Source organism: Streptomyces nogalater, assembly GCF_039532885.1.
GTDB classification, from domain to species: Bacteria; Actinomycetota; Actinomycetes; order Streptomycetales; family Streptomycetaceae; genus Streptomyces; species Streptomyces nogalater.
This window is the reverse complement of sequence record NZ_BAAASM010000075.1, coordinates 144,763-167,171: the sequence shown is the minus strand read 5'-3', so window position 1 is coordinate 167,171 and position 22,409 is coordinate 144,763. Positions and strand designations below refer to the sequence as shown.

The 22,409-nt window shown below is 73.4% G+C and carries 21 protein-coding genes and 1 pseudogene; 8 read left to right on the top strand and 14 right to left on the bottom strand.

The features are described from left to right. Positions 1-97 precede the first annotated feature (97 nt). Together ABD350_RS36850 and ABD350_RS36845 are read left to right on the top strand one after the other, a co-directional pair. A complete protein-coding gene (locus tag ABD350_RS36850; protein ID WP_344353622.1) occupies positions 98-979 on the top strand; it encodes a LysR family transcriptional regulator in 882 nt (293 codons plus the stop codon). A gap of 58 nt (positions 980-1,037) precedes the next feature. Beyond that, positions 1,038-1,553 (top strand): mycothiol transferase, encoded by a 516-nt coding sequence (locus ABD350_RS36845; protein WP_344353620.1) that lies wholly within the window; start codon positions 1,038-1,040, stop codon positions 1,551-1,553. Here ABD350_RS36845 and ABD350_RS36840 read toward each other — a convergent pair. Both ABD350_RS36840 and ABD350_RS36835 read right to left on the bottom strand, forming a co-directional pair. Further along, complete coding sequence (locus ABD350_RS36840) at positions 1,535-2,605, bottom strand: adenosine deaminase (RefSeq protein ID WP_344353618.1); 1,071 nt, start codon at positions 2,603-2,605, stop codon at positions 1,535-1,537. The genes ABD350_RS36845 and ABD350_RS36840 overlap by 19 nt on opposite strands. A gap of 37 nt (positions 2,606-2,642) precedes the next feature. After that, positions 2,643-3,038: a VOC family protein gene (locus ABD350_RS36835; protein WP_344353616.1), complete on the bottom strand. Its 396-nt coding sequence runs from the start codon at positions 3,036-3,038 to the stop codon at positions 2,643-2,645. Between the two features lie 250 nt (positions 3,039-3,288). Between ABD350_RS36835 and ABD350_RS36830 the strand changes: the two genes are divergently transcribed. Further along, entirely contained in the window at positions 3,289-3,747 is a 459-nt protein-coding gene (locus ABD350_RS36830; protein WP_344353614.1) for a pyridoxamine 5'-phosphate oxidase family protein, read from the top strand. Between the two features lie 187 nt (positions 3,748-3,934). Here ABD350_RS36830 and ABD350_RS36825 read toward each other — a convergent pair whose 3' ends face one another. The 3 genes from ABD350_RS36825 to ABD350_RS36815 form a co-directional block, all read right to left on the bottom strand. Then, the gene (locus ABD350_RS36825) at positions 3,935-4,915 is read right to left on the bottom strand and encodes an aldo/keto reductase (protein WP_344353612.1); all 981 of its coding nucleotides are present in this window, start codon (positions 4,913-4,915) and stop codon (positions 3,935-3,937) included. A 34-nt stretch (positions 4,916-4,949) separates the two neighbouring features. Continuing rightward, a complete protein-coding gene (locus tag ABD350_RS36820; RefSeq protein ID WP_382466673.1) occupies positions 4,950-5,657 on the bottom strand; it encodes a chitinase in 708 nt (235 codons plus the stop codon). Positions 5,658-5,866: 209 nt separating this feature from the next. After that, on the bottom strand, positions 5,867-7,189 hold the full coding sequence (locus ABD350_RS36815) for an aldehyde dehydrogenase family protein (protein ID WP_344353729.1): 1,323 nt from the start codon (positions 7,187-7,189) through the stop codon (positions 5,867-5,869). Between the two features lie 188 nt (positions 7,190-7,377). On the opposite strand from ABD350_RS36815, the gene ABD350_RS36810 reads away from it, so the two are divergent. Continuing rightward, on the top strand, positions 7,378-8,541 hold the full coding sequence (locus ABD350_RS36810; protein WP_344353610.1) for an acyl-CoA dehydrogenase family protein: 1,164 nt from the start codon (positions 7,378-7,380) through the stop codon (positions 8,539-8,541). Positions 8,542-8,648: 107 nt separating this feature from the next. Here the strand turns inward: ABD350_RS36810 and ABD350_RS36805 are convergent, their stop codons facing one another. The 4 genes from ABD350_RS36805 to ABD350_RS36795 all read right to left on the bottom strand — a co-directional run bounded on the left by ABD350_RS36805 (position 8,649) and on the right by ABD350_RS36795 (position 11,109). Beyond that, on the bottom strand, positions 8,649-9,791 hold the full coding sequence (locus tag ABD350_RS36805; RefSeq protein ID WP_344353609.1) for an LLM class flavin-dependent oxidoreductase: 1,143 nt from the start codon (positions 9,789-9,791) through the stop codon (positions 8,649-8,651). A gap of 135 nt (positions 9,792-9,926) precedes the next feature. Further along, complete coding sequence (gene ssuE / locus ABD350_RS36800; RefSeq protein WP_344353607.1) at positions 9,927-10,487, bottom strand: NADPH-dependent FMN reductase; 561 nt, start codon at positions 10,485-10,487, stop codon at positions 9,927-9,929. A 216-nt stretch (positions 10,488-10,703) separates the two neighbouring features. Next, positions 10,704-10,781, bottom strand: a complete 78-nt coding sequence (locus ABD350_RS38120; RefSeq protein WP_351405193.1) for a putative leader peptide — start codon at positions 10,779-10,781, stop codon at positions 10,704-10,706. A 151-nt stretch (positions 10,782-10,932) separates the two neighbouring features. Then, positions 10,933-11,109, bottom strand: a complete 177-nt coding sequence (locus tag ABD350_RS36795) for a hypothetical protein (protein ID WP_344353605.1) — start codon at positions 11,107-11,109, stop codon at positions 10,933-10,935. A 234-nt stretch (positions 11,110-11,343) separates the two neighbouring features. On the opposite strand from ABD350_RS36795, the gene ABD350_RS36790 reads away from it, so the two are divergent. Further along, positions 11,344-11,778, top strand: a complete 435-nt coding sequence (locus tag ABD350_RS36790; RefSeq protein ID WP_344353603.1) for an SPW repeat protein — start codon at positions 11,344-11,346, stop codon at positions 11,776-11,778. Between the two features lie 182 nt (positions 11,779-11,960). Here ABD350_RS36790 and ABD350_RS36785 read toward each other — a convergent pair. From ABD350_RS36785 to ABD350_RS36775, 3 genes and pseudogenes are all read right to left on the bottom strand, one after another. Next, positions 11,961-12,407, bottom strand: a pseudogene (locus ABD350_RS36785) (SRPBCC family protein); the annotation flags it as partial. 48 nt (positions 12,408-12,455) lie between these two features. Next, the gene (locus ABD350_RS36780; RefSeq protein ID WP_344353602.1) at positions 12,456-12,998 is read right to left on the bottom strand and encodes a GNAT family N-acetyltransferase; all 543 of its coding nucleotides are present in this window, start codon (positions 12,996-12,998) and stop codon (positions 12,456-12,458) included. A 53-nt stretch (positions 12,999-13,051) separates the two neighbouring features. After that, the gene (locus ABD350_RS36775; protein WP_344353600.1) at positions 13,052-14,497 is read right to left on the bottom strand and encodes an APC family permease; all 1,446 of its coding nucleotides are present in this window, start codon (positions 14,495-14,497) and stop codon (positions 13,052-13,054) included. Between the two features lie 200 nt (positions 14,498-14,697). Here ABD350_RS36775 and ABD350_RS36770 point away from each other — a divergent pair, with 200 nt between their 5' ends. Both ABD350_RS36770 and ABD350_RS36765 read left to right on the top strand, forming a co-directional pair. Beyond that, positions 14,698-17,415, top strand: a complete 2,718-nt coding sequence (locus ABD350_RS36770) for a glycoside hydrolase family 2 protein (protein ID WP_344353599.1) — start codon at positions 14,698-14,700, stop codon at positions 17,413-17,415. A gap of 391 nt (positions 17,416-17,806) precedes the next feature. Beyond that, positions 17,807-18,298 carry a nucleoside deaminase gene (locus tag ABD350_RS36765; RefSeq protein WP_344353597.1) on the top strand — a complete coding sequence of 164 codons (492 nt, stop codon included), beginning with the start codon at positions 17,807-17,809 and terminating at the stop codon, positions 18,296-18,298. A gap of 3 nt (positions 18,299-18,301) precedes the next feature. Here ABD350_RS36765 and ABD350_RS36760 read toward each other — a convergent pair whose 3' ends face one another. Beyond that, positions 18,302-19,156 carry a GNAT family N-acetyltransferase gene (locus tag ABD350_RS36760; RefSeq protein WP_344353595.1) on the bottom strand — a complete coding sequence of 285 codons (855 nt, stop codon included), beginning with the start codon at positions 19,154-19,156 and terminating at the stop codon, positions 18,302-18,304. 501 nt (positions 19,157-19,657) lie between these two features. Next, positions 19,658-20,335 (bottom strand): chaplin, encoded by a 678-nt coding sequence (locus ABD350_RS36755; protein WP_344353594.1) that lies wholly within the window; start codon positions 20,333-20,335, stop codon positions 19,658-19,660. Positions 20,336-20,642: 307 nt separating this feature from the next. Between ABD350_RS36755 and ABD350_RS36750 the strand changes: the two genes are divergently transcribed. Continuing rightward, on the top strand, positions 20,643-22,316 hold the full coding sequence (locus ABD350_RS36750) for an alpha/beta hydrolase (protein WP_344353592.1): 1,674 nt from the start codon (positions 20,643-20,645) through the stop codon (positions 22,314-22,316). The last annotated feature ends 93 nt before the right edge of the window (positions 22,317-22,409 follow it).

Here is a 22,409-nt window from a genome sequence, read left to right as displayed (position 1 = left end):
GGTGGGCACAGGATCTACCGGTTCCACTGTTCCCCGGGCGGTGGGCAGCGGTCCAACAGAAGAATCCGATGGGATTCAGCGGCTAGGGTGCTCAATCATGGAACTGCGCCATCTCCAGCACTTCGTGGCGGTCGCCGAGGACCGGCACTTCACCCGGGCCGCCGAACGCCTGATGGTGTCCCAGTCGGGCCTGTCCGCGTCCATCCGGGCGCTGGAGCGGGAGTTGCGGGCGCCGCTGTTCGTACGGACCACGCGCCGGGTGACGCTGACGGAGGCGGGACGGGCGCTGCTGGTGGAGGCCGAGCGGATCCTGGCCCAGGTGCGGGCGGCGCACGACGCGGTCGCGGCGGTGCAGGGGGTGCTGCGCGGCACGCTCGCCCTCGGCACCGAGCAGTGCATCGCCGGGGTGCGGGTGGCTCCGCTGCTGGCGGCCTTCCGGGGCCGGCACCCGGATGTGGAGATCCGGCTGCGGCAGGCCGGTTCGGGCGCGCTGGCGGAGGATGTCGCGGCCGGGCGGCTGGACCTGGCCTTCGCCTACCGCACCCGGGCCGACAGCGACCAGCTGCGCTCGGTCTCCCTGGCCGGCGAGCCGATGACCGTGCTGTGCCACCCCGGCCACCGGCTGGCCGCGGCGCCGGCCGTGCTCGGCCCGCAGGACCTCACCGGTGAGGTCTTCGTGGACTTCCACCCCGACTGGGGCCCGCGCCGCACCACCGACGCCGCGTTCGCCGCGGCCGGACTCCGGCGCACGGTCGCGCTGGAGGTCAACGACGTGCACAGTCTGCTGGACCTGGTGGACGAGAACCTGGGGATCGCGGTCGTGCCCCGGCACTTCCGGCACAAGCGGCCGTCGCTCACGGCACTGCCGCTCAAGGGCATGGGCGAGGCGCGGTACGAGACGGTGGCCCTGCTGCCGCCGCAGCGGGCCACCAGCCCGGCCGCCCGGGCACTGGTCACCCTGCTCGAAACGGGCGCCTGACGCACCGGCCGCCGGATTCCGGGCGCGGCGACGGCGGCGGTTTGCGATGGTGGACGGTATGCATGCCAAGGACATCCTCATCGACGGCTACGGCCGCATCCGGGAAGAAGTCCACGCCGTCCTCGACGGCCTCGGGCCCGAGGAACTGCACCACCGCCCGGCCCCCGGCGCCAACACCGTCGCCTGGCTGGTCTGGCACCTCACCCGGGTACAGGACGATCACTTCGCCGACGCCTTCGGCCTCGACCAGGTGTGGCTCGCCCAGGACTGGCGGAAACGGTTCGGGCTCGACCTGCCCCGGCACGACACGGGCTACGGACACACCCCGGCCAAGGTCGCGAAGGTGCGGGTGGAGTCGGCCGGGCTGCTCACCGGGTACTACGACGCCGTGCACGAGCAGACCCTCGGGGTCCTGCGCACCCTGGCCGCCAAGGATCTGGAGCGCATCGTGGACGAGCGCTGGGATCCCCCGGTGAGCCTGGGCGTGCGCCTGGTGAGCGTCCTGTCCGACGATCTCCAGCACGTCGGACAGGCCGCCTACCTCAAGGGGCTGGTTCAGAGCGCGGCGGCGTAACCCGGCAGGACCACGTCCTCGATAAGGGCCGTGCGCTGGTCGAACGGGACGAACGCGCTCTTGAGGGCGTTGACGGTGACCGTGCGCAGGTCCTCCACCGTCCAGCCGGCCTGCTCCACCAGCAGGGACATCTCGCGGGTCATCGTCGTCCCCGACACCAGACGGTTGTCGGTGTTGAGGGTGACCCGGAAGCCCAGGTCCTTCAGGGCGGTGATGGGGTGTCCGGCGATGGAGGTGGCGCAGCCGGTCTGAAGGTTGGAGGTGGGGCACATCTCCAGGGCGATCCGGCGGTCGCGCACCCAGGAGGCGAGGCGGCCGAGCTTGCCGTCCACGATGTCCTCGGTCAGACGCACCCCGTGGCCGATGCGCTGGGCGCCGCACACCTGGAGCGCCTGGTGGATGCTGGGCAGGCCGTACGCCTCGCCGGCGTGGATGGTGAAGGGCATGCTCTCGGCCCGCAGGTACGTAAAGGCGTCGAGGTGGTCGGCGGGCGGGAAGCCGTCCTCGGCGCCGGCGATATCGAAGCCGACGACACCGGCGTCCCGGTAGGCGACGGCCAGTTCGGCGGCCTCGCGGACCCGGTCGAACATGCGCATCCCGCACAGCAGGGTGCCGACCCGGACGGGGGTGCCGGCCGCCGCGGCCTTGGCCATGCCGGCGGCCAGGCCCTCCTGGACGGCCTCGACGACCTCGGCCGGGGTGAGTCCGCCCTTGAGCATCAGCTCGGGGGCGTAGCGCACCTCCGCGTAGACGACTCCGTCGGCGGCGAGGTCGAGGACGTACTCCTCGGCGGTGCGCAGCAGGCCCTCGCGGGTCTGCATGACGGCGAGGGTGTGCTCGAAGGTGGCGATGTAGCGGACCAGGTCGCCGGAGTTGGCGGCCTCGACGTACCAGGCGGCCAGCTCGTCGGGGTCGGTGGTGGGCAGGGTGTGGCCGGCCGCGTCGGCGAGTTCGACGACGGTGGCGGGGCGCAGGCCGCCGTCGAGGTGGTCGTGCAGGACGGCCTTGGGGAGCCGGCGGAGGGTCTCGGTGTCGATGCGGGACGCGGTCATGGGCGTGTCGTTTCCTCGGCTGGTGATGCGGGTCGGGTCAGTGGGCGGCGGGCTGGAGCAGGTCCCAGCGGTTGCCGTACAGGTCCTGGAAGACGGCGACCGTGCCGTACGGCTCGTGGCGCGGCTCCTCCAGGAAGGTCACGCCGGCGGCGGTCATCCGGGCGTGGTCGCGGGCGAAGTCGTCGGTGTGCAGGAAGAAGCCCACGCGTGAGCCGGTCTGGTCGCCGACCCGGGCACGCTGGCCGGCGTCCTTGGCGCGGGCCAGCAGCAGGCCGGTACCGGTTCCCTCGCCGCCGGGTTCGACGACGACCCAGCGCGAGCCGTCGGGGCGCGGGGCGTCCTCGGCGAGACGGAAACCCAGGGCCTCGGTGTAGAAACGGATCGCCTCGTCGTAGTCGTGCACGACGAGGGTGACCAGGGCGACGCGGCGCATGGCTACCTTCCGGCGGGGGGCGGTTAGCCGGTGAGGTTATACGTAAAACGTCGCGGACGCCAGTCCCCTTTCTACGCGCGTCACCCCTGTGCCCTCCTGGCATCGGTCATGGGGGGGCCGTCGCCCGTCGGGCGCGGGTGGTCTCCGGCGGCGGGGCGTACCGGGGCCGGGGACCTACGCCCGGGGTCGCAGGCGCGCACGGCCCCGGGCCTCAGGTGCCGGCGGGGCGGGGCCGGTAGCGTCACCGGGCATGACGATCAACGAACCGGTCCGCGCCCCGGCCCGGCGCAAGAGCGATGTGCTGGCCCGGCTGGAGCGGGAGACCGACATCTGGGTCGCGACGGCGGACGCGCACGGCGTGCCGTGTCTCGTACCGCTGTGGTTCGTCTGGCACCAGGAGTCGTTCTGGCTGTGTACGCGCGGCACCAACCCCACCGGCCGCAATCTCCGCGAGGGCGGCCGCACCCGGCTCGCCCTCGGCCACACCCAGGACGTCGTGCTGGTCGACGGGGAGGTACGGACCTTCGGCGCCGGCGACGTGCCGGTGGCGGCGGCCGACGCGTTCGCGGCGAAGACGGGCTGGGATCCGCGCACGGAGAGCCCGGCGTACGGCTTCTTCCAGGTGCGGCCGGTCGCGGTGCAGGCGTGGCACGGGGTGCCCGAGCTGCGCGGCCGGCATCTGATGCGGGACGGCGTCTGGACCGCGTGACACCGGCCGCCGGCCGGCCCTCGCGGGCATGGCCCGGCGGCACCGGAGGCGGTGTTCGACCGGCTTGCCCGAGGCCTGCGTCCGGCCCCTTCGAGGCCCTCGTCCGGCCTGCCCGAGGCCTACGTCCGGCCCGCCCGAGGCCCCCGTCCGGTCTGCCCGAGGCCCTCGTCCGGTCTGCCTACGGCGGTCAGCCCGCCTGCGTACGGGCCCGGCCGAGCCGGGCCAGTTCCCCGTCGGTGAGCCGCAGCGCTCCGGCGGCGACGTTCTCGGCCAGGTGTGCGGGGTCGCCGGTGCCGGGGATGGCGAGGACGTGCGAGCCCTGGTGCAGCGTCCAGGCGATGCGGACCTGAGCGGGAGTCACCCCGTGGGCGCGGGCGACGGAGAGCACCGCGTCGTCGTGGGCGGCCGTCGCGCCGTGCTCGCCCGCCTCTCCGGCCACGGCGTAGAAGGGGACGAAGGCGATGCCGTGCTCGCCGCACAGCCGCAGCAGCTCGTCGCCGACCGGGTCGGTGCGGTCCAGGGAGTACCGGTTCTGGACGGAGACCACCGGGGCGATCCGCAGCGCCTCGGCGAGGTGCCGGGGTTCCACGGCGGAGATGCCGAGGTGCCGGATCAGCCCCGCTGTGCGCAACTCGGCGAGGGCGCCGAAGTGTTCGGCGATGGAGTCCTGGCGCATCCGGCGGAGGTAGACGACGTCGAGATGGTCCCGCCCGAGCTGGCGCAGGTTCTCCTCGACCTGGCCGCGCAGCTGGTCGGGGCGGGCGGAGGTGCCCCACGCGCCGTCGTAGTCGCGGTAGGGGCCGACCTTGGCGGCGATGACCAGGTCGTCGGGGTACGGGGACAGCGCGGAGTTGACGAGTTCGTTGGCGGACCGCAGCGAGGAGAAGTAGAAGGCCGCCGTGTCGATGTGGTTCACCCCGAGTCCGACGGCCTCGCGCAGTACGGTCAGCGACCGCTCCCGGGCGCTCGGGGTGCCGTGGTGGAAGGCGGCGCTGCCCGTCAGCCGCATGGTGCCGAAACCGATGCGGCGGACGGGCAGATCACCCAGCTCGAAGGTGCCGGAGGCGTCCGCGGTGATCGCTTGCGTGGCCGACGTTTCCGTGGCCGTCGTTTCCGTGGTCGTCGTTTCCGTGGCCGTCGTTTCCGTGATCGTCGTTTCCGTGGTCATCGGCGGAGTCTCGCACGCGGCACCCGGTGGAGCGTCAGCAGTACAGATTGGCGCCCGGCGAGACGCCGAGGATCCGGGCGAAGCGCTGGTAGGCGGAGACCCGGCTCTGCACCTGCGCGGGGTTCTTGCCGTCGCACTCCAGCGAGCCGTTGATGCTGCGGATGGTCTGACCGAAGCCGGCGCCGTTCACCATGGCGTTGTGCGGGGTCATGGTGCCGGGCCCGGACTGTGTGTTCCAGTACCACAGGCCGGTCTTCCAGGCGACGGACGCGTTGTTCTGCACCAGGTTGGGGTTGTTGAGCAGGTCGATGCCGAGCGCGTCGCCGGCGGCCTTGTAGTTGAAGTTCCAGGACAGCTGGATGGGGCCGCGCCCGTAGTACGCCGCCTGGCCCGCGGGGCAGCCGTAGGGGCGGCTCTGGTCGCAGTAGTGTGGGTAGTTGGCGGTGTTCTGCTCGACGATGTACACCAGTCCGCCCGTCTCGTGGCTGACGTTGGCGAGGAAGGCGGCGGCCTCCTGTTTCTTCACGGTGTCGCTGCCGGTGTTGGCGAAGGCCGGGTAGGCGCCGAGCGCGGCGGTCAGACCGCTGTAGGTGTAGAAGGAATTGCGGTTCGGGAACATCTGGTTGAACTGCGACTCGCTCACCACGAAGCCGGCGGCGGAGGCCGGGGACGCCTGGAAGGCCAGGGCGGAGCCGCCGATCGCGAGCGAGGCCAGGAGTGCGGCGAGGCGGTGTTTCGACACGGACCAACTCCTTTGTACGGCGCGGCCGCACCCGTCGGAGCGGGGAGCGGCCGTGGTGGGGGTTGGGCACACTCAACCGCTTTGGTATGTACCAGTCAAGGGTTTAGACCATTCGATCACGCGCGACCGGACGGGTGAACTTCCCCGCGGCACGCGCGAGTCGGGCCCGGCCGTGTGCGCGGCCGGGCCCGAGGGACTTACACGGGCGGTCAGCTCAGCGGCTTCGCCAGGACGGCCTTGCGGTGGCTGAACGTCTCGATGGAGTAGCGGCCGTGGTAGTTGCCCATGCCGCTCTCCCCCACCCCGCCGAACGGCAGGTCGGAGACGGTGAGATGGGCGACGGGCAGGCCGTACCCGAGGCCGCCCGAGGACGTCTCGGCGGCGATGCGCGCCCGGGTCTCGTCCGACTCGCTGAAGACGTACAGGGCAAGCGGCTTGTCGCGGTCGTTGATGAAGCCGATGGCCTCGTCCAGGCCGGACACGGTGACGATCGGCAGGATCGGACCGAAGATCTCCTCCCGCATGACGGGCGAGTCGGGGTCCACGTCGGCGAGGACGGTCGGCGCGAGGTACTTCGTCGCCCGGTCGCCGACGCCGCCGACGGCGACCCGGCCGGAGCCGAGCAGGCCGGACAGCCGGTCGAAGTGCCGCTCGTTGACTATCCGGCCGTACTCCGGCGAGCGCGCCGGGTCGGCACCGAACAGCTTCTCGACCGCGCGGACCAGCGCGGCCTCCAGGGCCGGTGCGGTGTCCGGGTCGGTCAGGACGTAGTCGGGGGCGACGCAGGTCTGGCCCGCGTTGAGGAACTTGCCGCGGGCGAGCCGGTCCGCGACCGCCTCCAGGTCGGTGCCGCGGTCCACGAACACCGGGGACTTGCCGCCCAGTTCGAGGGTGACCGGGGTGAGGTGCTCGGCGGCGGCGCGCATGACGATACGGCCGACGGTGCCGTTTCCGGTGTAGAAGATGTGGTCGAAGCGCTCGGCCAGCAGGGCCGTGGTCTCCGGGACACCGCCCTCGACGACCGCGACCGCGTCCCGGTCCAGGTAGGCCGGGATCAGCTCGGCCAGCGCGGCGGAGGTGGCCGGGGCCAGCTCGCTCGGCTTGGCCACGACCGCGTTGCCGGAGGCCAGCGCGCCGACCATGGGCGCGAGCAGGAGCTGCGCCGGATAGTTCCAGGGCGCGATGACGAGGACGACGCCGAGCGGGTCGTACTGCGTCCAGGCCGTGGCGTCGGCACCCAGGTGCGGCGGGACGGACGCGGGCTCGGGGCTCAGCCAGTCCGTCAGGTGCTCCAGCGTGTGGTCGATCTCGCGGACGGTGAAGTCGATCTCGGTGCGATAGGCCTCGGTGCCGCTCTTGCCCAGGTCGGCGTGGAGGGCGGCGGCGAGGTCGGCGCCGCGCTCCGTGAGCAGGGCGCGCATCCGGCGCAGCTGGTCGGTACGCCAGTCGACGGACTTCGTACGGCCGGTGGCGAAGGTGGCGCGCAGCCGGGCCACGATGTCGGCGGGCTGCTCGGGCAGGGAGTGGTTCACGGTGCCTCGGATGGTCACGTACGGACAGTCGGATGCATTTAGCAACCTTTCATGTCCTCAAGTTCATTCCGGCGGGGCCTCCCCTGTGACCAGGGTCACGTGGATCCGCCACGCACGCCGGCACATCGCACCGGCACCGCCCGCCGGGCTCGCGGAGAACCGCCCGGAGGCCCGGAAGAATCTCCCGCATGGACCTCACCGCGCATCCCCTCGTCGTCCGCGCCCGCCGCCTCGCCGCCGACCTGCTCGTCCCCGAGGCCGAACGGGTCGACCAGGAGGGGGTGCCTGCGGGGCATATCGAGGCGGTGAAGCGGTCCGGCCTGCTCGGGGTGGCCGCGCCGGCGGACCACGGGGGCGCGGGGGCGCCGCCCTCCGTGGCGCGGGAGGTCGCGGAGATCCTGGCCGGGGCGTGCGGTGCGACCTGGTTCGTGCAGACCCAGCACCACACGCCGGTGCAGACCCTCGTGCGCGGCGAACACCCCGTACGGGAGCGGCTGTTGGGCCCGTTGTCCCGCGGGCAGCTGCTGGCCGGGGTGGCGTACGCGCATCTGCGGTCGTATCCGCGCCGCCCGGTGCGGGTCCGGCCCGAGCGCGGCGGCTGGCGGTTCGACGGGACGGTGCCCTGGTACACCGGCTGGGGCCTGAACGACGTGATGCTGCTGGCCGGGGTCACCGACTCCGCCGAGGTGCTGTTCGCCTTCACCGAGGCCCGCGAGCAGCCGGGCCTGCGGGCCTCGGAGCCGATGCGGCTGGCCGCCCTCACCGCCGCGCGCACGGTGTCCCTGGAGCTGGACGGCCTGTGGCTGCCCGAGGAGGCGGTGGCCCTGCGCACGCCGTACGACCGCTGGGCCGCCGGAGACCGGGTCAGGACGCTGCACACCGGTCCGGCGGTCTTCGGCGTGACGCAGGCCGCGCTCGCCCTGCTGGACGCGGACACGGCCGCCCCGCTCCGTGCCCGCCTCGCCGGGATCCGCCACAGGGCGTACGAACTGGCGGACGCCCCGCCGCCGCAGGGCTGGACGGGGCGGCCGGCCACGGGGACGCGCGGGAGCGGGGCCGCGGCGGAGTCGCCGGCGCCGGAAGCGGGGACGGGGGCGCGGCCGGGGGCGGTGGACGCGTGGGCGGGGGAACGGCTGGCGGTGCGTGCGGAGGCCTACGAGCTGCTGCGTACGGCCACCACGACGGCGGTGGTGGCCGGCGGCGGCCGCGCGATGGCCCTGACGAGCCGCGCCCAGCGCCTCGCCCGGGAGGGGCTGTTCCTGCTGGTCCAGGGCCAGACCGCCGAGACACGCGAGGCGCATCTGCGGGCCCTGGCCGGTGCGCCGGCGCAGGCCGGGGAACCGAGCACCTGAGAACGGCGCGCACCCCGCACCGCCCCCGGCTCCCGCGCACGGACACCCGGGAAACGCGCACGCCCCGCTCCGCCCCGCGCCTCTCCCCCGGGAAGGCGCCCGGCCGGTCAGAGCGCGACCGGTACCTCCCCGGCGGCGGCCGACGCCGGCCCGCCCGGGTGGGTCCACAGCCCCTGTGCGGCGAGCCGGGGCAGTACTCCCTCGCCGAACCAGTACGCCTCCTCCAGGTGCGGGTAGCCGGAGAGGACGAACTCGTCGACGCCGAGGGCGTGGTACTCCTTGATCCGCTCGGCCACCTCGTCGTGGCTGCCGACCAGCGCCGTCCCCGCGCCGCCCCGCACCAGCCCGATACCGGCCCACAGGTTGGGGTGGATCTCCAGGCCGTCCCGGCTGCCGCCGTGCAGCGCGAGCATGCGCCGCTGCCCCTCCGACTCGCTGCGGGCGAGCCCCTCCTGCACGGCCCGTACGGTCTCCGGGTCGAAGCCGTCGAGCAGCCGGTCCGCCTCCGCCCAGGCCTGCGCCGCCGTGTCCCGGGTGATGACGTGCAGCCGGATCCCGAAGCGCGGGGCACGGCCGTGCGCGGCGGCCAGTCGGCGGATCCAGGCGATCTTCTCGGCGACCTGCGCGGGCGGCTCCCCCCAGGTGAGGTACACGTCGGCGTACCGGGCCGCGACCTCGCCGGCGGCCGGGGAGGAGCCGCCGAAGTACACCTCGGGCACCGGATCGGGCAGCCGGCTGAGCCGCGCCTCCTCGACCCGCAGGTGTTCCCCGTGCAGGTCGACGCTCTTGCCCTCCCACAACTCCCGTACGACATGCAGGAATTCGCCGGTACGGCGGTACCTGGCGTCCTTGTCGAGGAAATCGCCGTAGGCCCGCTGCTCCCTGCTCTCCCCGCCGGTGACGACGTTGAGCAGCAGCCGTCCCCCGGTCTGGCGCTGGAACGTGGTCGCCATCTGCGCGGCGAGCGTCGGCGAGACGAAGCCGGGCCGGAAGGCGACGAGGAACTTCAGCCGTTCGGAGTGCTGGCTGACCATGGCGGTCGTCAGCCACGCGTCCTCGCACCAGGCGCCGGTCGGGGTGAGCGCGGCCACGAAGCCCAACTCCTCGGCCGCGCGGGCGATCTGGCTCAGGTAGGCGACCGTCGGGGGCCGGTCCCTGCCGGACGCGGTCGCCGGGGAGCCGTGGCCGCCGCCGACGACATCACGGCTGTCGCCGTTGGTGGGCAGGAACCAGTGGAAGGTGAGGGACACGGGGTCTCCGATCGCTTGTGTCCGTGGGGTGGTTGGGTCGCGCGCCCGCGCGCTGGGGCCGGGGGTGTCGACGCGTCGCCGGCGGGAGGAACACGGCGGCGCGCCGGCCGCGGTGGGGCCGGCCGCGGGGGCCGCTCAGCTCGCGGTCGCCGCCGCCAGTACCGGCGTGCGGCCCAGGGCGGCGGCGAACTGGTCCACCACGTGCCCCAGGGCCTCCGCGGTGGCCGGTGCGACGGTCAGGGAGCCGTCCTCCCGCACGGTGATGTCCTTGTCGAGGGTGAACCAGCCCTGGACTATGTGCGCGGCACCCATGGAGTTCAGCACCGGCCGCAGGGCGTAGTCGATGGCGAGGACATGTGCGGTGGAGCCGCCGGTGGCCAGCGGGAGCACGGTCTTGCCGGTGAGCGCGTACTGCGGGAGCAGGTCCAGGAGCGCCTTGAGGACACCGGAGTACGACGCCTTGTAGACGGGCGTGCCCACCACGACGCCGTCGGCGCGGGCGAACAGCGCGGCGGCCTCGACGATGGCGGGGTGCCGGAAGTCCGCGCCGAGCAGGGCCTCGGCCGGGATGGTGCGGACATCGAGCGGGATCACCTCGTGGCCCTGGGCGATGAGCCGCTGGTCCAGGTGGCGCAGCAGGAGGCCGGTGCGTGAGGAGGCGGAGGGGCTGCCGGAGACGGACAGGACGGTGGCCATGGGTGTCTCGTTTCTGGGGTGCGCCGGACGGCCGTACGCGCGTCGGGCGCCCGGGGAGAAGGCGGTCGGGAGCAGCGCCTGCCGAGCCGGGCCGGGCGCGCAAAGCTCCTGGTGCGACAACAGCTCGACGGGACGTCGGGCACGCCGTGTCCGGTGGGAGCGGACAGGGGGTTCAGGGGTGCCCGGAGACCCGGAGGAGAAGGAAGCGGCGGCGGATCAGGCCGCGGCGCGACAGGAGGCGCTGGAGACGCGTGCGAGATCGACATGGCGTCGCCGCGTGAGATCCAGTCGCATGGTCATGCCATCGATCGTGGCAGCAGCCTGCGAGAACAGTCAAGGAGATCCCGGCCGTTCTCGTATCGCGGACCCAGGCGCATCCCGGACCCAGGCGCGCCACGGCCGCCGCGCGCGGCCCGCGCGGCGGCCGGGTGCGGACGGCCGGCCCTCAGGAACCGCCGTCCCCCTCCTGCCCTTCGACCACCACGAGGAAGGCGTCCGACTTCAGATCCATCACCACGGTCGCCGGTTCACCCTCGGCACGTCGGGCGGCGGCGTACTCCTCCGCGGGCCACGATCCACGCGGAGCCCCGGCGGGAAAGCGCTCCAGCACCCTCGCACTCATGACGGCGGCCACCTCCTGCTGCACCGGCCCGAACGGGACACGCTACGGAATGTACGGCTTGTACTGATCCGCCTGCCCCCGATCGGCGAGGACATGCCACCGCGAGGACGTTCCACCGAACCCCGCCCACCCTCTACACATAAGGATGAAGTAAGGGCAAAATGGTTCATAAGGCGCACTCGCCATGCGCCGGACCAGACCCGGTCTGGCCTGCGAAGCCAAAGGAGACGACTCATGGCCAACTTGCACAGGGGTGACATATCGAGCCACCCCGATGTCTCCGAAATGCGGGACCGCTACGCCCGCATGCTCGGCGGTCGTGATGTGGCGCTCGTGGACGGGCCGGTGTTCCTGCTCGGCCTGTACTGTGCCGCGTCCCCGTGGATCCTGCACTACACGGCGAGCCAGCCCGCCCTCGCCGCCCACAATCTGATCGTGGGCACAGCGATCGGACTGCTGGCCCTGGGATTCACCCGGGCACCCGAGCGTATGTACGGCCTGAGCTGGGCCATGTGCGCCATGGGCATCTGGATGATCATCGCCCCGTGGATCGTGGGCAGCCGCCCGGACGCGGGCGTCATCGTCAACAACATCATCATCGGAGCCCTGGCCCTCGTCCTCGGACTGGTGTGCGCGGCGACGGCCTCCAAGAGCACCCCCAGGCCGTAGACCGCGGACCGCAGGACGCAGACCCTGGCACGCGGGTCCCCAAAGCCCCGGGCCGTGGAACCCGGACCGCGGGACCCCCGGACCACGCAAGAGGAGACCGAGGAAAGGAGACGAGGACATCGGCAAGGAAGAAGAACAGCGAGGCCGGTCCGCCGGACGGACCGGCCTCCCCTCGTCTCGGCTCAGCGGTCCGGCACCCGCCACGGCTCCTGCGGCAGGGGCCGGCCGGTCTCCAGCAGCGACTTGAGGTTGGACAGCACGGCCGGCCAGCCGGACGCGACGGCGGCGCGCTCGTCCTCGCCGGCCAGGCCCTCGTGCGTGACGGTCAGCCGGACGATGTCCTCGTACGGCCGGATCTCGAAGGTGACCCTGGAGTGCCGGCCCTCCCGCCCCTCCTCGCCGGGCGCGGCCCAGGTGGTCACCAGCCGGGCCGGCGGCTCGCTCTCCACCACCCGGCCGACCACGTCGGCGACGCCGGAGCCGTCGGCGCGCACATGCTCCCAACGGGAACCGGGCCGCCAGTCGGAGACGTTCCGGTGCCCCCAGTAGGCGGCCGTCAGATCGGCGTCGGTGAGCGCCTCCCAGACCTTCCCGGGAGTGCTCGCGATGTAGGTGACGTACACGAAGCCGTGTCGCTCGGTCATGGCCCCCCAGGCTGGCGAGGTGGTCGTCCGCTGTCAAAGGTCCGCGTCGGGCCCGGCCGGCACGGTGAAGGAGATCCACACGTCCGGCGGCAGCTCCGGCCGGCCCGGCACCGGTCGCGGCTCGCGGGTCCAGGCGCCGCCGGCGAGTTCCGTGGCGACCCGGGGCCAGAAGCGCGCCGCGGCCGGGTTGTCCTGCTGGTAGGCGATCTCCCACCGGCCGGGGTGCCGGGTGAGCACCTCGCGCGCGGCCCGCAGCCCGATGCCCCGGCGCCGGGCACCGCGCACCACGAAGAAACTGTTCAGTATGCGCACCGGGCCGTCGAGCCCGCGGACGAACGCCAGACCGGCGAGGCGGTCGTCGCAGGCCAGCAGGTACGGTATCCAGCCGGGTCCGGTGAAGGCGGACGTCACCCACTCACTCCGGAAGGTGCCGTCGGCGGCGGGCAGGGCGCCCTGGAACTCGGAGAGGTCGTGGCGGAACATCAGCCACAGCCGTTCCACGGCGGGCCGGTCGTCGGGGGTCGCGGGGCGGACGGCGAGGTCCGCGGTCGTCTGCTCGGTGGTGTTCTCGGTCATGAACGAGAGCGTCCCCGGCGGATCGCGGTCCGGCCGGGGAGGTGCCCGTAACTCTAGCTCATCTCAAGGGCGTTGCGGGTCTCTCCGATGTCCTCGCCGGTCTCCTTCGGGCCGAACGGCCAGACCCTCTCGTGCCGCGCCCACCCCAGGAAGGCCACGCAGCCCAGGGCCAGCCAGGCCAGGGACCACTCGACGGGGTGGCGGCCCGGGGAGTTGTGGTCGGCATAGCCGTAGATCACGCACCAGCCGGTGAAGGCGAGGAGGCTCGGCAGCGGGTACAGCCACATCCGGTAGGGGCGGGGCAGGTCCGGCCGGCGTCGGCGCAGGACCGTCAGCGCGACGATCTGGGCCAGCGCCTGCACGATCACCATCACCGTGGTGAGCAGCTGGATCAGGGTGGCCAGGTCGGTGTGGCGGCCGACCAGGAAGCCGACGGCGGTGATCACGCCCATGGTGGCCAGGCCCGGCACCGGGAACCGGTGCCGGGGGTGCAGCTTGCCGTACGCCCGGAAGAAGACCCGGTCGCGGGCGGCGTCGTAGGGCACCCGGGAGCCGCCGAGCAGGCCGGTGAAGACGGAGGCGAACGCGGTGACGAGGATCAGCACGGTCACCGTGTCCGCCGCCGTCCTGCCCCAGGTGTCCTCCAGCACCGCGGAGGCCACCGAGGTGGAGGCGATGTCGTGCGGGTCGGTCATCCGGTGCCAGTCGACCACGCCGAGCGTGCCGATCTGGAGCAGCAGGTAGATCGCCATGATGCCGAGGATCGAGAAGAGCACGGAACGCGGGAGGGTCCGGCCGGGGTTCTTGATCTCGGCGCCCATGTAGGCGGTGGTGTTGTAGCCGAGGTAGTCGTAGATGCCGATGGTCAGACCCGCGGCGAAACCGGGCCAGTAGTGGTTGCTCAACACATTGAACGCGCCCTCCGGGTAGGTGAAGGCCATGTGTGGGCTGAAGTGAGTGGCGGCGGCGGTGATCACCAGCAGCACGGAGGCGATCATCACGGTCCACATGACGGCCGTGATCCGGGCGATGTGTTCGATGCCGCGCCAGAGCAGGAGCACCACCAGGGCGATGACGCCGAGGCCGGTCAGGTCGCCGGCCGTCCGTCCGAGGCCGGGGGCGAGATAGCCGAGGTACTGGACGAAGCCGACCACCCCCGTGGACATGATCAGCGGGATGAACAGCATCGCCGTCCACACGAACAGGAACGGCATCAGACGTCCGGTGCGGTGCCGGAAGGCCTGGCGCAGATAGACGTAGCTGCCGCCGGAGCCGGGCAGCGCGGCGCCCAGTTCGGCCCAGACGAGCCCGTCGCACAGGGCCAGGACCGCGCCCGCGAGGAACCCGGTGACCGCCTGCGGGCCGCCGAACGCGGCGACCATCAGCGGGATGGTCACGAACGGGCCGATGCCGCACATCTGGCTCATATTGATCGCCGTGGCCTGGAACAGGCCGACACGGCGGACGAAACCACCCGTGGGTGGCGGGCTACCGGACAATGGGGACTCCTGACACGGCGGGCATCCGACGCACCCGGCGGCGACTGACCCGCCGTCAGATCCACGGCGGCGAAACGATCCTGCCCAAGCAGGCGGCGTCCTGTGCCGGTCTCCGCGAGGCTCGTTGACAGTGTCCGGGGCGCGACCTAGCGTGACCCAGGTTAGTAAAGTTTCCTAACTTTACGAGGCTGGAGACCGCCGTGTTCCCTCGCCCCACCCGCCGGCTCCCCCTGGCCGTCGCGGCGCTGCTCGCCCTGGGCGGCGCCCTGACCACCGGTGCCTGGGCCGGCCGCGGGGAGACGACCGAACCCCGCCTGCCGGACCGGATCACCCCCGTCCCCGCCGCCGCGGGCACCAGCACCCCGCTGTCCGGCTATGTCATCCAGTCCGCGGCCAAGGTAGGCGACTCGGCGGCGGCCGTGTCCTCCCCCGGCTATCCGGCGCGGAACTGGTACCCGGCCGGCCCCCGCTCCACCGTGCTGGCGGCGCTGCTGGCGAACGGCGTGTACCCCGACCCGTTCCGCTCCACCAACCAGCGGCAGATCCCACGGGCCGACTTCGAGGTGCCGTGGTGGTACCGCTCGGACTTCACGGTCGAGGACACCGCGCGGCGCACCTTCCTGGACTTCAGCGGCATCGTCTCGGCGGCCGACGTCTATGTGAACGGCCGGCTGGTCGCACCGGCCTCGCGGGTCGCCGGCGCCTACACCCGCCATGAACTGGACATCACCTCGCTGGTCAGGCCGGGCACGAACACGGTCGCCTTCCGGGTGCGGCCGAACGACCCGAACCGGGACCTGACCATGGGCTGGCTCGACTGGCTCCAGCCGCCGCCCGACCGGAACATGGGCCTGGTCCGGGACGTCGTGGTCCGCCGGGGCGGCCCGGTCGCGCTGCGCGACGCGCACGTGGTCACGAAGCTGGCGGTGCCCTCGCTCGCCACCGCCGACCTGACGGTCAGGGCCCAGGTCCGCAACGACACGGGCTCCACGGTCACCACGGAGGTCACCGGCAGTGTCGGCGGCATCCGGTTCGCCCGGACGGTCATGCTCGGCGCGCACGAGGCGAAGACGCTCTCCTTCTCCCCCGCCGACGTCCCCGGCCTGCACCTCACCCGCCCCAGGGTGTGGTGGCCGGCCGGGATGGGCGGGCAGCCGCTGTACGACCTCGATCTCACCGCCGCCGTGGCCGGCACCCCGTCGGACACCGCGCACGAGACCTTCGGCATCCGGGACGTGCGGGCCCCGCTGAACGCCGACGGCGACCGCCAGTACCGCGTCAACGGCCGCCCCCTGCTGGTCAAGGGCGCCGGCTGGTCCTCGGACGAGTTCCTGCGCTGGGACCGCGCCTATACCGAGGACCTCGTGAAGTACGCGCTCGACCTGGGCCTGAACACCCTCCGTCTGGAAGGCCACCTGGAGCCGGACGAGTTCTTCGACCTCGCCGACCGCTACGGCGTGCTCACCCTGCCGGGCTGGGAGTGCTGTGACAAGTGGGAGGGTGCCGTCAACCCCAACGGGTCCGGCGAGCCGTGGTCCGACACGGACCACGCCGTGGCGCGGGCGTCCATGGCCGCAGAGGCCGCCCGGCTGCGCGACCATCCGAGCGTGCTGTCGTTCCTGATCGGCAGCGACGCCGCACCGGACGCCACCATCGAGAAGGGCTACCTGGACGCCCTGAAGGCGGCCGACTGGCCCGTCCCCGTGGTCCCCGCCGCGGCCGACAAGTCCTCCCCGCGGCTCGGCGAGTCGGGCATGAAGATGACGGGCCCCTACGACTGGGTGCCGCCCGGCTACTGGTACGCCAAGCGGGAGGGCGGAGCCACCGGCTTCAACTCCGAGACCAGCGCGGGCCCGAGCATCCCCACCCTGGACACCCTGCGCCGGATGATGACACCGGCCGAACTGGACACCCTCTGGAAGGATCCGGACGCCCGGCAGTACCACCGTTCGCCGTCCGCCACCTTCGGCACGCTCAAGATCTACGACGAGGCGCTCACCGGCCGCTACGGCGCCCCGACCGGCCTCGCCGACTATGTGCGCAAGGCCCAGCTGGCCCAGTACGAGACCGTGCGCGCCCAGTTCGAGGCGTACCGGCGCAACGCGACCGACGCCGACCGGCCCGCCACCGGTGTCGTGCACTGGATGTTCAACAGCGGCTGGACCTCCCTTCATTGGCAGCTGGCGGACCGTTACCTCGACCAGAACGGCGCCTACTTCGGCGCGAAGAAGGCCAACGAACCGCTGCACGTGCAGTACTCCTACGACGACCGCTCCATCGTGGTGGTGAACGACCGGACCGCTCCGGCCCGGGGCCTCACCGCGCGGGCCACGCTGTTCGACCCCGACGGCACACGCAGGTACGACGAGAACGCCGACGGGGTGTCGGTGAACGGCGGCGGCGCGCATGCCACCGCGCTCACGCTGCCCGCCCCGGTGGATGGGCCGGCGGGCACCCGGCTGCTGCGGCTGGTGCTGACGGACGCGGACGGCAGGGAGGTGAGCCGGAACGTGTACTGGCTCTCCACCAAACCCGACACCCTCGACTGGAGCGACACCACCTGGTACTACACCCCGGTGACGGAGTACGCCGACCTGACCGGGCTGGCCTCGATGGCCCGGGTGCCGGTGGCGGCGACGGCGGTCACCCGCGTGTCGGGAGGTGTGTCGACCACGACGGTGACCCTGCGCCACAACGGGCGCGGGACGACCCCGGCGCTGCTGACGGACGTCGACGTGGTGGGCGCGGCGGGCAGGCCGGTGCTGCCGGTGCGCTGGTCGGACAACCAGGTGAGCCTGTGGCCGGGCGAGTCGGTGACACTGACCGCCAGCTACCGGACGGCCGACCTGCGCGGCTCGGCACCGAGCGTGCGCATCGCCGGCTGGAACACACCGGAGACGACGGTCCCGGCGGCCTGACGGGAGCGGGGGCGGGGTCAGCACGGCGGCCCGTCCCCGCTCTCCCCGTTCAGCTCACGTCGAGCGCGGTGTCGTCCACGACGAACGACGTCTCCCGGAGCCGTTCGGCAACTGGACCTTGAGAGTGTCGTAGGCCGTGCCGGTGGCGGTCTCGGCGGTGTCCACGTGCGGTTCGCTCGCGGCCGGTGCACTCACCGGCGGCCTGACGCCGGCCGCGTCGGGCGCGGGCGCGCCGGTGCCGTCGGCGCTCGGGCGGGGCACATCGGGGGCGCCGGTGCGCCTTCCCGGCCGGGGCGGCACACCGTTGCCCCTGAGGCAAAGCCGGTGGCCGGGGCGGGCGCGGTGGCCGTAACCTGCCCGGCCGGAGATCATGACGTACGGAGGTGAGCCAATGGTCCGGGACGGTGAGCTGCGCTATCTGCGCCGCTGTGTGGAACTGGCCGAAGAGGCGCTGGACGCCGGTGACGAGCCGTTCGGGTCGGTCCTCGTGGCCGGGGACGGGACCGTACTGGCGGAGGACCACAACCGGGTGGCGGGCGGGGACCGCACCCGGCATCCCGAGTTCGAGCTGGCCCGCTGGTCGGCCGCGCATCTGACCCCCGAGGAGCGGGCGGCGGCGACCGTCTACACCTCCGGCGAGCACTGCCCGATGTGCGCGGCGGCGCATGCCTGGGTCGGGCTCGGCCGGATCGTGTACATCGTCTCATCCGTCCAACTGTCGGGGATCCTGGCCGAGTTGGGGGTGCCCGCCCCGCCCGTGCGGACCCTGCCGGTGCGGGACATCGCGCCCGGGGTGGCCGTGGCGGGTCCGGTGCCGGAGCTGGCCGACGAGGTACGGGAGCTGCACCGCCGCTTCCACGCCGGGCGGCCCCGACTCGGCTGAGGGTCAGCCGAGTTCGAGCGTGGTGACGCCGAACACCCGTTCCCGGGCGTACGCGCGCACCGGGCCGGTGTACATGCGGGCGGTCTCGAACGAGGGCCGCAGCCCCGCCTGTTCGGCGAGGGCGACGCCCGCCGCGTTCGGCTCGGGCACGTCGATCGCGACCTCGCGCCCGGCCACGTCGGCGGTGAGGGCGGCGAACAGGGCCCGGGCGTCGACGGCGGTGTCCGCGAAGAGGGGGCCGATGCGCAGGGTGTCCTGGCCGGGGCGGATCACGCCGTAGCCGGTCAGGCGCCCGCCGTTGTCGCGGACGACGGCGCGGTGGCCGGGGGTGGTGAGCCATTCGGCGAGGAACCGGGGGCGGTCGGCGGGGTGGCAGGCGCTGTCGTAGGCGGTGATCGCGGCGAGGTCGGCGGGGCCGGCCGGGCGGACGCCGGCGGGCGGCTCGGCCTCGGGGGCGGGGCCGGTGAACCGGATGGTGCGGTGGGCGAGCCGGAATCCGGACTGGCGGTAGTTGTCCTGCTGGGCGACGACCCCGTCCAGGCCGATCGTCCGGTTCCCGGCGTGTGCCAGCGCGGTCTTCCAGGTGGTGAGGCCGTGCCCCCGGCCGCGCAGGCCGGGGCGGACCAGGTAGCAGCCGAGGAAGGAGTAGTCGTCCCCGTGGTTGACCACGGAGACGGCGGAGACCGGCTCCCCGTCGATCCGGCCGAGGAAGAACCCCTCGGGGTCCTGGGCGAAGAAGGCGGGGCCGTCGGACAGTCCGGGGTTCCAGCCCTCCGCCGCCGCCCACCCGCTGATCACCGGCCAGTCGGCGAGGGTGGCCTGGGTGACGACGAGGTCCTGGGGGGCCGCAGAGGTCATCGGTGCGCTCCGTTTCCGTCGGGGTCGGGCTGTCGTACGGCACGGCCTTCGGCCCGCCGCCCGCAGCATCCTTCCGGATCAACGAAAGCCGCGCCACGGGGAGATCGGCCGACGCACACCGGGGTGGCCGCCTGGAACGGGCCCCGCCGCCATGGGGTACGTGCCCGTCCGGCTCGCGGTCACCGTCATGGCGACGCCGGGCCGCCGGCACGGGCAGCAACACCGCCGGCACGAGAGGCGACGCGGACACGGGAGCCGGGGGGGCGGGGTGGGGTTTCGGCACGGGGAGTACCGGTGCGGGGGGATCGGCCTGGGGTGCCGACGCCGGGCGGGGTCCCGGAGCCGGAGCCGCGCCCCGGATGCCGGGGAAGGGGGTCCCGGCACGGGGGCGGATCTGCACGGGGCGGATCGGCGCGAGGGGCCGACGCGGGGGCCGGAGTCGTAGCCGCGCCCCGGGTGTCCCGGGCCGATCCGCGCCGGGGCGCGGTGGGGCGCCGTGGGTCAGGGGCGGCGCGCCGGGCGGAAGCGGCGGTAGAGGATGGCGCCCGCGACGACGAGCGCGGCACTGCCGGCCGCGGCGGGGGCGGTGGCGTCCGCTCCGGTGTGGGCCAGTGTGGTCACGGTCGTGCCGGGGGCGTGCGGGGCGGGGTGGGGCCGGGTCGGGGGCTGCGGCTTCGGGGCCCGGGGCTTCGGGGGCGGGGTGTGCCGGGCGGTGGTGTGCGGGGCCGGGCGGGGGGTGTCGCAGGGGCCGTCGACCGACTGGTCGCCGAACACCGGGTTGCCCACGCCGACCAGGTCGACGCTGGTGCCGGTGATGTTCACCGGCAGGTCCACGGGGAGCTGGATGCCGTTGCCCGAGACCACGCCGGGCGAGTCCGCGGTGCCGCCGTGGGCGGACGCCCCGCCGGACTGCGCCCCACCCCGCCCCGCGCCGTCGGCCCGCGTCTTGCCGGTGTTCGCGCAGGCGTCGCCCGCGGCCGGGTTGAGCAGCCCCACGATGTCGACCGTATCGCCGCAGACGTTCACCGGTACGTCGATCGGGAGCTGCATGCCGTTGCCGGAGACCAGTCCGGGCGAGCCGGCCGCCGTGCCCCGGGCACCGGCCCCGTCGGCCGCGAAGGCGGCGGACACCGGGAGCGCCACGGCCATCGCACCGGACGCGGCGGCGACGGCGAACACACCGTTTCGGGTAGCCCGTCTCATAGGTTCCCTGCCTTCCAGACATCGCGCGGGCACTCACCCGCACCACCTAAACCGCCCGTGAACCGCCCGAGTTATGGCTTATCCGGCTTTCACCCCATCGAGCGGCGCCGATATCGAACCTCGCGTAAAGCCGTCGAATGCGCACGAAGCGGCACGGAGGGTGCGCAGGATACGACGCCGGGTGCCGTCCCGCTCGCCGGGAGGCGGGCCGGAAGGGGGCCGCTTATGGTGATCCGAGGGCGCCGTCCCCGGTCCGTGGCGGGCGCGCCCCGGGAGGCGATCGATGCTGGCCATGCTGTCCCCACGGTCCTTCGCGCGGCGCTGCGCGGGCGCCTCGGTGCTCGCCCTGGCGCTGCTGGGAGCCGGGCTGCCCGCGGCGGCCGCCGACCGGCCGCAGCCCGACCTGACCCGCTTCTACCAGCAGCGGCCCGTCTGGGTCGGCTGCCCGGGCCCGGACATGCCCGAGGACCTTGAGTGCGCGAAGGTCACCGTCCCGCTCGACTACGCGCGGCCGGACGCCGGCACCCTCGACGTGGCGCTGGCCCGCTACCGCGCCACGGGGCCGTCACGCGGTTCGGTGGTGCTGAACTTCGGCGGCCCGGGCGGCGCCGGCATCCCCGGACTGGCCGCCGAGGGCGAACAGTTCATGGAGCTCACCAACGGCTACGACGTGGTCACCTTCGATCCGCGCGGCGTCGGCCGCTCCTCCCCCGTCAGCTGCGGCGAGGGGGGCTTCGCGGTCCCGGCGGTGCCCAAGCGGGACACGGCGACCGGCCAACCCCAGGCACTGTTGCGGCAGTTGCGGCAGGTGGCCGAGGAGTGCGCCCGCAACTCCGGCCCGGTGCTGCCCCACATCGGCACCGTGAACGCCTCGCGCGACCTGGACGTCATCCGCCAGGCGCTCGGCGACAGGAAGCTCAACTACCTCGGTTTCTCCTACGGCTCCCGGCTAGGAGCGGTGTACGCCACGCAGTTCCCGGACCGGGTCGGCCGGATCGCCCTGGACGGCGTGGACACGCTGACCGAGTCACCGGCCGAACAGGGTCTGGCGGGCGCCGAGGGGCAGCAGCGGGCACTGGACGACTTCCTGGACTGGTGTACGACGGATGTCGGCTGTCCGTTCGGGCAGGACCGGCGCCGGGCCGGGGAGGAGGTCCTCCGGCTGGTGCGCTCGCTCGACCGGGACCCGGTGCCGTCGGACTTCGGCGGCTCGTTCACCGGCCAGGACCTGGTGGGCGCCCTCGCGCAGGGCCTGTACGGCAAGCGGGCGTGGCCGACGCTGGAACGCGCGCTGGCCTCCCTGGTGGAGGACGGCGACACCCGTCGGCTCATGGCCTTCGCCACGGGCGGCATCGGCCTGCCCCACGACCGTTACGCCACGGACCGCGCGGCCCCGCCCCGCGACCTTCACCGCACGGACCGCACCGCACCGCCCCCCGCCCACCGCCGCACGGGCGGCGGGCTGGTGGACCCCGTCGACGTCCCGGCGGACAACCTGCCGGCCGCGCTGATGGCGATCAACTGCGCGGACGACCCCGACCGGCCCGGCGCGGCGCGGCTCACCGAGCAGATGACAACGCTGCGGGCCGCCTACGACCACGCCTCACCGGTCTTCGGCCCCTACCGGCTCACCCAGCTGCCGCTGTGCTACGGCCGGCCCCAGGGCACCGACTTCATCCGCGAGCGGGTGAAGAACGTGCACACGGCGAAGATGCTGCTCGTGGGCACGCGCGGGGACCCGGCGACGCCGTACCGGTGGACCGTGGAGACCGCCCGTCGGCTGGGCCCCTCGGCGGTGGTGCTGGACAACAAGGGCGAGGGCCACACCGGGTACTCCTCCTCCATGTGCGTGCACCACAAGGTCAACGACTTCCTGCTCTACGGCACGCTGCCCGCCGGCGGCGGCTCCTGCCCGGCGGACGCCCCCGCGGTCGCCGGCCCGGAGGGTACCGGCTGACGGCCCGCGCGTCCGCCGCCGGACATGACACGACCGGGTGATGGCCGCGGGCCGGGGCAACCTCCCGGCCGCGCCGGCCGTCACACAGGGCAG

Excerpts from the sequence above, each read along its gene's own strand:
- ABD350_RS36850 (WP_344353622.1), top strand. The coding sequence starts at position 98 with ATGGAACTGCGCCATCTCCAGCACTTCGTGGCGGTCGCCGAGGACCGG.
- ABD350_RS36845 (WP_344353620.1), top strand. The coding sequence starts at position 1,038 with ATGCATGCCAAGGACATCCTCATCGACGGCTACGGCCGCATCCGGGAA.
- ABD350_RS36840 (WP_344353618.1), bottom strand. The coding sequence starts at position 2,605 with ATGACCGCGTCCCGCATCGACACCGAGACCCTCCGCCGGCTCCCCAAG.
- ABD350_RS36835 (WP_344353616.1), bottom strand. The coding sequence starts at position 3,038 with ATGCGCCGCGTCGCCCTGGTCACCCTCGTCGTGCACGACTACGACGAG.
- ABD350_RS36830 (WP_344353614.1), top strand. The coding sequence starts at position 3,289 with ATGACGATCAACGAACCGGTCCGCGCCCCGGCCCGGCGCAAGAGCGAT.
- ABD350_RS36825 (WP_344353612.1), bottom strand. The coding sequence starts at position 4,915 with ATGACCACGGAAACGACGATCACGGAAACGACGGCCACGGAAACGACG.
- ABD350_RS36810 (WP_344353610.1), top strand. The coding sequence starts at position 7,378 with ATGGACCTCACCGCGCATCCCCTCGTCGTCCGCGCCCGCCGCCTCGCC.
- ssuE (WP_344353607.1), bottom strand. The coding sequence starts at position 10,487 with ATGGCCACCGTCCTGTCCGTCTCCGGCAGCCCCTCCGCCTCCTCACGC.
- ABD350_RS38120 (WP_351405193.1), bottom strand. The coding sequence starts at position 10,781 with ATGCGACTGGATCTCACGCGGCGACGCCATGTCGATCTCGCACGCGTC.
- ABD350_RS36795 (WP_344353605.1), bottom strand. The coding sequence starts at position 11,109 with ATGAGTGCGAGGGTGCTGGAGCGCTTTCCCGCCGGGGCTCCGCGTGGA.
- ABD350_RS36790 (WP_344353603.1), top strand. The coding sequence starts at position 11,344 with ATGGCCAACTTGCACAGGGGTGACATATCGAGCCACCCCGATGTCTCC.
- ABD350_RS36780 (WP_344353602.1), bottom strand. The coding sequence starts at position 12,998 with ATGACCGAGAACACCACCGAGCAGACGACCGCGGACCTCGCCGTCCGC.
- ABD350_RS36765 (WP_344353597.1), top strand. The coding sequence starts at position 17,807 with ATGGTCCGGGACGGTGAGCTGCGCTATCTGCGCCGCTGTGTGGAACTG.
- ABD350_RS36760 (WP_344353595.1), bottom strand. The coding sequence starts at position 19,156 with ATGACCTCTGCGGCCCCCCAGGACCTCGTCGTCACCCAGGCCACCCTC.
- ABD350_RS36750 (WP_344353592.1), top strand. The coding sequence starts at position 20,643 with ATGCTGGCCATGCTGTCCCCACGGTCCTTCGCGCGGCGCTGCGCGGGC.